Below are 2210 nucleotides of genomic sequence, written 5' to 3'. Positions count from 1 at the left end.
CTGCTCCCGGGCGGCGGCGGGGGCCCCTGCGGGGACTGCTGCGGCCAGCCGCCGTACGGCGGCGGTCCGCCGTGGGCGCGCGGGTCCTGGTGGTGCGGGACGAACCCGGGGCGCGGCCGCTGCTCCGGACCGTCCAGCATGGGGCCGCCGGCGCCCGCGTCCATGAGGGGCTTGTCGAGCGGCACGGGCGGCGGCGCCTGCGGCATGTCGCGCGGCGGCGCGTCCTGGAGCGGGACCTCCTGCGGCCCCATGTCGCGCATGTCGTGCGAGGGCATGTCGCGCGGGGGCGTGTCGTGCTGCGACGCGTCCTGCGGGGTGTCGCGCGCCCCGCCGTACGAGGCGTCCGGCGGGGCGAACCCGCCCGCCACCAGCCGGTCGCCGCCGCTCTCCGGCTCGGCGTCCGCCTCGGAGGCCGGTCCGGAAGCCGGTCCGGCGGCCGGTCCCGGCGCGGGCTCGGCCGCGGGCTGCTCCAGGGGAATCTCCTGGTCGGCCACCGTCTCGGGAGGAGCCGCCGCCTCGCGCCGCTCAGGCGCGTCGCCGCGGACGAGCTCGTCGCCCTCCGGCCGCGCCCCGCCCGGCCCGCGGTTGTCTTCCGTCATCCCCATCTCTCCTACCGAGCATGGTTCTCGTCATCCGCGCTCATCGTGCCCCGCGCGGCATGTGCTGAGCGTAAGGCAAAGCCATCGCCCCGAAGCCACCCGGCCACCCTAATCCCCTGCCGCCAAAGGGATGCCGCGTCCCCCGCCCCGCCCACGGGACCGGCGGCGTCCCGTCAAGGCCCCGGCCTCAGTCGAAGGGGTCGGCGGCGGACGCGAGACGGCGGGCGCCGCGGCCGATGCGCGCCCAGAACGGGGTCCGCTCGCTGGGCAGGGCCGCCGCCACGGCCTCGGCCGTGCTGGGCGGGACGTCCGTCAGGACGGTGTAGACGTAGCCGTTGCCGGACGAGACCGCCCAGCGGTGCAGCGACTCCCTCCGGAAGACCGTCCGGCCGCGGCGCGCGCTCCGCTGCCACCCGGTCATGGCGTGCTCGTCCAGCCGTCCGCGCTGGACGAACACCGACACGGCGGCCAGCCCGTCGGAGTAGCTCAGGTGCAGGGCCTCGCCGTCGCGGCGGGCGTCGTAGAGCGTCAGCCGGCCCGGCAGCGACGCGGGGACCGGCCAGCCGCCGTCCCGCAGCTTCGCGATCTCCCCGCCGTCGAGGTGGTCCTCCCAGGCGGCGGGGGTGGAGACGGGCGCGGGATCCTCGGGGAGGGCGCCGTCGGCGCCCTTCGTCGGGGACCGCCCGGCGCGCAGGACGATCCGCTCCTGGACCGGGGTCGCGAAGCGGATGTCGGCGAAACCGGTGGAGACGACGCTGCGCCCGGTCGCGTCGATCAGCTCCCGCTGGAGCATCAGCCCGGTCTCGGAGTCGATCCAGAAGCGTCCGGCGGCGGTGCCGTCCGCGCGGCGGGCCTCGACCACGCGGGCCCTGCGGCCGCAGACCGACGCGTCGGCGGCCCGCCGCACCGCGTAGTTGCGGGACAGCAGCCGCAGCGTCGCCGCGGTGAACCCGGCGTCCTGCCCGCCGGAGGCGGCGTCGGACCGGTAGCTCCGCGCGCCCGTCCCGGAGCGGTAGGTGACGCCCTCGCCGGGCATGTGCGCCACCGCGACCTCGGACGTCGCGGACCGGCCGCGGTTCCACGTGGTGAGGAAGCGCCGCCCCTCGTACGGGACGCGGCGCGCGGCGTCGGCGGCGGCGCGCAGCAGCCCCACGGCGCCCGGGTCGCTGCGGACGCGCCGGGTCGTGCCGGCGTCGGCGGAGAGCGCCCCGGCGAGGGCGAGCGCGCCCGCCAGCCCACCGGCGACGAGGGCGCAGCGGCGCGCCCGGCCGGGGAAGGCCGCCGTGATCACGGCCCCGGGGAGGTCTGGACCTGGTTGACCGGATCGGTGAGCGGGTCCGTCAGCGGCGCGTCACCCGAGGTCAGCGCGTGCTCGACGGCGAACCGGTCGAAGGCGGGCGTGACGGTCGGCGCCTCCTGGCGGCCGCCGGCGGCGTAGGACGCGGTGCCCAGCCCGAGGAACAGGGTGGCGGCGCCCACGACCAGGTAGCGGTGCCGCGTCCGGCGGCGGGCGACGGCGCCGGCGCGTCCCGCCGGGCGGTTGTCGCGGGGGCGGACGGCCGGCGACGACGGCCGTCCGATGCGGGAGGCCGGACGGTGCGGCCTGGCGGG

The 2210-nt window shown here is 78.6% G+C and carries 1 protein-coding gene and 2 pseudogenes; all 3 read right to left on the bottom strand.

The annotated features are described in order from the left end of the window. Positions 1–599 (bottom strand): annotated as a pseudogene (locus E1300_RS49155) (hypothetical protein); the annotation flags it as partial. Between the two features lie 187 nt (positions 600–786). After that, positions 787–1890, bottom strand: coding sequence for a MucB/RseB C-terminal domain-containing protein (locus E1300_RS49150; protein WP_131764107.1), 1104 nt, complete (start codon positions 1888–1890; stop codon positions 787–789). Then, positions 1887–2210 (bottom strand): annotated as a pseudogene (locus tag E1300_RS51135) (anti-sigma factor family protein); the annotation flags it as partial. The gene E1300_RS49150 and the pseudogene E1300_RS51135, both read right to left, overlap by 4 nt.

Origin of the sequence: Actinomadura fibrosa (genome assembly GCF_900659615.1) — a bacterium.
In the GTDB taxonomy this organism is placed as follows: Bacteria; Actinomycetota; Actinomycetes; order Streptosporangiales; family Streptosporangiaceae; genus Spirillospora; species Spirillospora fibrosa.
The sequence above is the reverse complement of the archived record's forward strand: the minus strand, read 5'-3'. Positions and strand labels throughout refer to the sequence as shown.